Source organism: Leptothoe sp. PORK10 BA2 (genome assembly GCF_034932105.1).
Lineage (GTDB): Bacteria > Cyanobacteriota > Cyanobacteriia > Phormidesmidales > Phormidesmidaceae > Leptothoe.
Genome location: NZ_JAYGIG010000042.1, coordinates 20,318 through 27,129 on the forward strand (window position 1 = coordinate 20,318; position 6,812 = coordinate 27,129).

Below are 6,812 nucleotides of genomic sequence, written 5' to 3' on the forward strand. Positions count from 1 at the left end.
AATCTCCCTGAAAGAAGATCAGCAAGAGAGCAGCAACCCCCTTAAATGCTGCTTCCCTGACCTGGCGTTTCCCCAACTTAACCAGGGGGTTCTAAGGCTGACCCGGAGTTGTCTCGGCTAGACCGACGGGAGTGGTGGATGCAGCCGGTTCTACTTCTTGTTGAACCATCACACTGTCTGGCAGCCGATCTATCTGGGCTTCGACTTCAGGTTCGGCGGCCTCAATTAAGTTGATCTCCCCAATTACAGATTCAAGAGGGAGATCGGGTTTAATAACAATCGGCTCCACCGGTTCAGGGATGGTTGGTTCCGGTATAACCGGTGGCTCCACCGGTTCACTGGGGGGCGCTACCGGTGTTGGTGCAACGGGCTCAGGCGTTGAGCCAACTGGGCCAGGTATCGGTTCAACAGGCTTTACAGGTGGTTCAGGCTCTACAGTGGGGGGTGTTGTGGGTTGGACAACCGGCGGTGATGGAGGGTTGACCGGAGTAACGGCACTCGGTGGTGACGGAGGGTTGACCGGAGTAACGGCACCGACGGGTTGTTGTGATGTGGTGGACTGGTTAACACTGCCACTGACGGCACTTTCAAACCCTCCACTCAGGTTAGGCGATTGTAAGAAAGAGGCCGCAGGTGAACTTGAAAAGTCGGGAACAGCTGTTCTGCTCAAAGCGGGGGCATTGGGGTTAGCGGAGAGAAACGTGGGATTTTCCACAACGTCGTCGCCATCCTCAAAACCCTCTTGTTGGTTGAGAGCTTCCCGAATTTCCTGCCTAACCGCATCAATGGCCGCATCCCCGGTTGCAACGTCCAGATTTTCGATCAGGCCCGCAGTCAAGTCACTGGTGGCATAGAACTGTTCTAGATCAAAAGAGAAAAGCTCTAGGCTGCCATCTGCTCGCAACACCGCCATTTCCCCTGCATAGAGAGGTTGTTGGACAGAGCCATCTTGGTTGAAGGCCACCATGGGACCTTCTGGGTTGTTGGTGAGGGCACCGATAATGGTGGTGTTGGTCTGCTCCACAAAGCGGACAAACAATGCCGACCCATGAATACCCGTGACGGCATTGGGGGTTTGGATAGTGGTCCGCCCCTGCCCCGGTGGAATCAGCAGGAGAACTGTGCCGTTAGATAGGCGAAAGTTACGGGTATTGGGGGTAAACCGAAAAACAGCACTTTCGCCAATGCGGGCTAAGGAACCATCGTTAAAGCGTAGTTCGGCCCGGGCCTGACGAGATGTGCTGAGGGCATCATTGATGCCAAGCATGTCAGAGACCTGAGCCCGACGAGATTGACCATTGCTATACACCTGCACTTGGTTGCGGGTGAGTTCTACCCTAGCCCAGGTAAGAGTGGACTCGGCACTGGCAGACCTGGGCATGGCGACCAACATCCCCAAGGATGCGCAAACCAGAGAGAGCCAGCGACCAGTGACCGCCATGTTCAGTTTTTCCATTAGAGTCGGATATAAACCAGTTAATGTGAACCAGTTAAATAATTAAAAAATTAAGAACAATTACTCAATGCCCCCGGTCAAACTTTCTGCCGCTGCCGGATAGACACCTGTGCCAAAGCTGCTTTGCTGAACTGACCTATGTTCGAGTTATGCGCTCTGGAAACAGAGGAATCATTCAAACCCCCGAAAGTGTAAAGTTGTCGATGTACCCTTAAATTTATGCTACAGGTCCTACTGGCAAAGATGGGCAAGATTTGATGAAGTGTAGAGTGTTAGATAACACTTTTCTTGAAGATTGTGTGCAACCCGGTGAAAACACCCAGCGGAAATCACCGATCGGGACATTCTCACTAGAAAACGGCGATCGGAAACGCTTGGAAAATTCCCCTTAGAACAGTACCCATCAAAAATCATCCATTAATAGAGGCGCTAGATGACTGAGGACAGGATCGTCTATTTCGCCATCCGGGTTGTCAGCTACAGGATCGTCCTCCGCCCCGGTTGAGGATATTGCCTGGATTACGGTTTTTGTCGATGTTTCGCCATCGCTCGGATGGCTTTGACCCGATGGACTAAAGGCTGATGGGATGCTGGCATCATCTTCAAGCGCTGCCACCCGAACGCCTAATTGGGCAATCTGGTGCTGCAGCTCCATGAACAACAGCACCGACTGGGTGGGCTCTTGGGCCAATAAATATTGCCTGAGGGCCTGCTTGCATAGGTCGCTAAAGCTTTGTTCATGCTTTGCCTGGTGAGTTGCGATCGCATCCAACAAAGCCCTATCCTCTCCACCTTCATCAAAGGAAACGCTCTTACGGATGGATCTAACAACCATGGTCAATTAGGCGCAATAACACTGCCCCTAATAACGCATAGCCAGGGGTTGTCCGTCAATCTAACCAGCCACAACGGTCTTGAGGTTGCAGTCTAAGTTGACGTTCCGGGTACCAACTCAAAGCGGGACGTTTTCCCAAGGATAGTATTCAGAAGTCAGGAGTCAGGAATCAGGGCCTCACTGGCTTCCGGCTTCTGATTCCCCACCTAGCCAGGATTTTCCGGCTTAAGTTGATACCCGACGTTCCTAACCAGCGGCGGCCACCGCCTTAAGATTAGCCAGTTGAGCCTCACCATAAATATACTGACCCAGGGCATTGGCCTGGCGCGAGGGCTTCGCCAAATGTCCCTTGAGTCTGGCCTCCTTTAATAAGGGACGCAATTCACCCCAGAAAAATTCACCGCCGCCACCGGTCACAATCACATCCGTGGCCCGCTCCGGTAGCCAGTTCATAAATAACTGAGACAGCTCCCGAGCAAAACTCTTCCGCAAACTAGGCAAAATTTCATCTAAATCCGTGGGGCGTGACGCTCCCTTAGGCCGATAAAAGCGATCTCCCTCCGCATTATGAACCGCACTAATCAAAGATAGGGATTGACTATCCGCCCCATCAATCTGCGCCGCCACCCGCTCATAAAATTGCGCCATGCCAAAGGATGCACTTTGGGACGCACCACGGGCAAACCGGAAGCGATCAATCGCCAGAAAGTCCGTCGTTTGATGGCCAATATCCACAATGGCCACCGATAAATTAGGAAAGTCAGGGCTATCCGTTTTTTTACTCTGGGCCTCACTCCAAATCAGGCTGCCATAGCCCTCCGGCATTACCCAAACCTTCTCCACATTAATTTCCATGGCCTGTCCCCGGTAAACCATCACATGGGGGGACGTCAGCAGGCTAATAATCTGGGACTTTTCACTATCAAACTGTTCCTGGGAGTGATATGGCAAGCCCAGCACCACACCCAAGGTGCCCTTGAGGCCAAAGTAGCCAACACAGGCCAAGGTTTTCACCAAAGCATCATCCACCTTCGATTGCCCCACCCCCAGATCAGCTCCAAAATCAGCCGCCAAATGACCCACGGCATACCCCTTGCCCTGGTATTCCAGCCACATATCCAGCAGGGGATCGCTCGGCTGCGACTCAAACCCGCCGCGCCGCGCCTGTTCTACCGTCAAATGGGCAACATTCGACGGCACTAACACCACATCACTCTGATTCCGTTTAACACAGGTTTTAGTGGCTGTACGACCAAGGTCAATGCTAAGGAGCTTCATCTTAGAAGTAGGCATAACGCAGATTGGGAGCTAAAAAACGTTCAACAACAAATAGGTAACTCAAACCGATCCTAACCATGAAGGTGCTTGTAAGTAAAACCTCCATAGTCAAGGGGTTAGCTCAAGTTCTGATACATCATGCCGTAACCCTCGATTTCCATGGGTCGTCTTCGTGACAAACTGGCCATTGCAATTAATTAAGAAATTTAAGTGAGAACTATCCAAACCCAGTGAATGGTTCAATTGTACTATAAAATCCCAAAAAACACCCAATTTCCTAAAAACGTCGTGACTGATTTAATCCATGGCTGCTTTAAAGAGCTGATCCCATCCTGGGTTAGCCCACGATGTCAGAATTTTTGAGGTTACACTATCCCAAACATCAGCAATGTCCCAAAGCCAGTGTTTTGGTAACAAATGAAACCTTGAATACATCTCAATTCCATGGAGTTTGAAGAAAACCTATGAGTCCGTCCATGTTTTAGGAAATAGTGTCTACGCTGGTAGCCAAGACAGCGCCCGTACCACATCACAAGTTGAACTTTGAGTGTTTCTCTACGAAAGATTTGAATTTTGGATGTGGCCACAAATTTAGACACTAGGAAACAGGTTATGGCACAAAGTTTTGGAGTAATTGGTTTGGCAGTAATGGGGGAAAATCTAGCCCTCAACGTCGAACGTAACGGCTTTCCGATTTCTGTTTACAATCGATCCCGCGAAAAGACTGATGCCTTTATGGCTAATCGAGCCGGGGGCAAAAACGTCGTGGCCGCCTATTCCCTAGAGGAGTTTGTGGCTTCTTTAGAGCGACCCCGCCGAATTTTGCTCATGGTCCAAGCCGGCAAACCCGTGGATGCGGTGATTGATCAGCTGATGCCCTTGTTAGATCCCGAGGACATGATCATCGACGGAGGCAACTCCCTATATGAAGACACCGAGCGCCGTGTGAAAGTCCTAGAAGGTGCCGGTTTCCGCTTTATCGGCATGGGTGTCAGCGGTGGTGAGGAAGGAGCCCTGAATGGTCCCAGTCTGATGCCCGGTGGTACCCGTGCGGCCTACGAGTCCATCGAGCCCATTGTCAAAAAAATTGCCGCCCAAGTGGATGATGGTCCCTGCGTCACCTACATTGGCCCTGGCGGTGCCGGTCACTACGTCAAAATGGTGCACAACGGCATTGAGTATGGCGACATGCAGCTGATTGCCGAAGCCTATGACCTAATGAAGAATGTATTGGGTCTAAACCATGAGCAGCTCCATGAGGTCTTTGCCCAGTGGAATACCACTGAAGAGCTAGACTCCTTCCTAATTGAGATTACGGCTGACATTTTCACTAAGACCGAAGGCGATACGGCCTTAGTGGAAAAAATCTTGGATGCTGCCGGTCAAAAAGGTACCGGTCGCTGGACCGTCATGACTGCTCTGGAAATGGGTGTCGGCATTCCCACCATTACAGCGGCGGTGAATGCGCGGATTATGTCATCCATTAAGGATGAGCGGGTGGCCGCATCCACGCAGATTACGGGTCCCGATGGCCGGCTCACGGAGAACACCACCCTGTGGATCAACAAGATTCGCGATGCCCTGTACTGTTCCAAAATTTGTTCCTATGCCCAGGGCATGGCCCTATTGCGTAAGGCCTCGGACAATTTTGGCTATGATCTAGATCTAGGGGAATGTGCACGCATTTGGAAAGGTGGGTGCATTATTCGAGCTAGATTCCTGAACAAGATCAAGCATGCATTTTCAGAAAATCCCGAGCTACCCAACCTGTTGCTGGCCCCTGAATTTAAGCAAACGATTCTAGACCGCCAGTCGGCTTGGCGGGATGTTGTGGCCATGGCTGCCCAATACGGTATCCCGGTCCCGTCCTTTAGCGCGTCATTGGATTACTTTGACAGCTATCGGCGGGCGCAGTTGCCCCAGAACCTGACCCAGGCTCAACGGGATTACTTTGGGGCTCACACCTACCAGCGGGTGGATCAGGAGGGTACCTTCCATACCGAGTGGGCGAAGGAAACAGCTGCAGTCTAGGGCACTGACTCACTAGCTAATTGAAGGTAGCTAATTGAAGATAAAGTCAAGGGGTTCACATCCGCATGGGTGGCGAACCCCTTGGCGTAAGCAGATTGCCCCTTGGCGTAAGCAAATTGACTGATGATGGCAATGGGACCACCACCAGATACGCCTTGGTGTTCGCCACCGCCAGATACATAGATCTTGGGGCTACGCAGAGGAGGCAGCTTTCAGTCATCCTTGGGGCTTCTTGCCAGTGAGCCAGTAGGTGGTTATTTTCCCTTTACCCTTGATGCTTGTGAGACCACGCTGTTCAAAGACATACTGGTTGGCCAGCTTTTCATAGATGATGGGGGTGACCTGAATTTTGCCAGGTTTACCCTGGGACTCCATACGACTGGCGACATTGACCGTATCCCCCCACAAATCGTAGGCGAATTTCTTCGTGCCGATCACCCCGGCGACGACGGGTCCCATGTGGATACCGATGCGGCCCTGGAGGGGCCGATGCGTTTTATCGCTTGTGGGATAGGTGAAGGATTGCAATGCTTGGAGCATGTCGAGAGCCATATTTGCGATCGCGCTGACATGGTCCGTCGCACTACCCGGCAGGCCACCCACTACAATATAGGCATCCCCAATAGTTTTGATTTTCTCCAGTTGATGACGGCCACACAGGTGATCAAATTTTGAGAAAACCTGACTGAGAAAATCCACCAGCTCCTTAGGAGAAATCTGGCTGGACAGGGGAGTAAAATCAACAATATCGCAAAACAGCACCGTCACCTCCTCAAACCCATCGGCAATGGTCTCTTCGTTTTCCTTCAGACGTTCAGCGATGGATACGGGCAGAATGTTGTGTAATAGTTTTTCGGACTTGATTCTTTCTTTTTCTAACGCTTCGGTACGTTGAGCTACCTTTTGTTCTAACGTGTTGTACAGCTGGGCATTTTGGATTGAAATAGCGGCCTGGGAAGACAATAAATTAATCACCTCTAAGCGGTCACGGGTAAAGGTATTGGGGGCGAGAAAATGCTCAAAATATACCAATCCTGTGAGACTGCCCTGATGTAGCAGCGGCGCACAGAGAATGGACTTAGGGCTTGGGCGTAACCGGTCTCGCGCTCTAACTCAAGCAAACAGGGGCCAATCGACTGCACCGAGTAGGTTTCGGTGTGGATAAAGGCGTTCAGTTTCATGCTGAATGCGAAAATGAGTAAACGCTTGCCA

The 6,812-nt window shown here is 51.2% G+C and carries 7 protein-coding genes; 1 reads left to right on the forward strand and 6 read right to left on the reverse strand.

The annotated features are described in order from the left end of the window. Positions 1–91 precede the first annotated feature (91 nt). The 3 genes from VB741_RS11310 to VB741_RS11320 form a co-directional block, all read right to left on the reverse strand. On the reverse strand, positions 92–1,456 hold the full coding sequence (locus VB741_RS11310) for a FecR family protein (protein WP_323365282.1): 1,365 nt from the start codon (positions 1,454–1,456) through the stop codon (positions 92–94). A gap of 403 nt (positions 1,457–1,859) precedes the next feature. Continuing rightward, the gene (locus tag VB741_RS11315) at positions 1,860–2,291 is read right to left on the reverse strand and encodes a hypothetical protein (protein ID WP_323365283.1); all 432 of its coding nucleotides are present in this window, start codon (positions 2,289–2,291) and stop codon (positions 1,860–1,862) included. Positions 2,292–2,537: 246 nt separating this feature from the next. Continuing rightward, on the reverse strand, positions 2,538–3,584 hold the full coding sequence (locus VB741_RS11320) for a ParM/StbA family protein (RefSeq protein ID WP_323365284.1): 1,047 nt from the start codon (positions 3,582–3,584) through the stop codon (positions 2,538–2,540). Positions 3,585–4,181: 597 nt separating this feature from the next. On the opposite strand from VB741_RS11320, the gene gndA reads away from it, so the two are divergent. Next, complete coding sequence (gndA, locus tag VB741_RS11325; RefSeq protein WP_323365285.1) at positions 4,182–5,600, forward strand: NADP-dependent phosphogluconate dehydrogenase; 1,419 nt, start codon at positions 4,182–4,184, stop codon at positions 5,598–5,600. Here gndA and VB741_RS26315 read toward each other — a convergent pair. From VB741_RS26315 to VB741_RS11335, 3 genes are read right to left on the reverse strand one after another with little or no spacing between them, the layout of a single operon-like run. Then, a complete protein-coding gene (locus VB741_RS26315) occupies positions 5,597–5,809 on the reverse strand; it encodes a ring-opening amidohydrolase (RefSeq protein WP_442786339.1) in 213 nt (70 codons plus the stop codon). The genes gndA and VB741_RS26315 overlap by 4 nt on opposite strands. A 7-nt stretch (positions 5,810–5,816) precedes the next feature. Beyond that, positions 5,817–6,632, reverse strand: coding sequence for an adenylate/guanylate cyclase domain-containing protein (locus tag VB741_RS11330; protein WP_323365286.1), 816 nt, complete (start codon positions 6,630–6,632; stop codon positions 5,817–5,819). Continuing rightward, positions 6,578–6,781, reverse strand: coding sequence for a hypothetical protein (locus VB741_RS11335; RefSeq protein WP_323365287.1), 204 nt, complete (start codon positions 6,779–6,781; stop codon positions 6,578–6,580). The genes VB741_RS11330 and VB741_RS11335 overlap by 55 nt, the downstream gene beginning before the upstream one ends. Positions 6,782–6,812 lie beyond the last annotated feature (31 nt).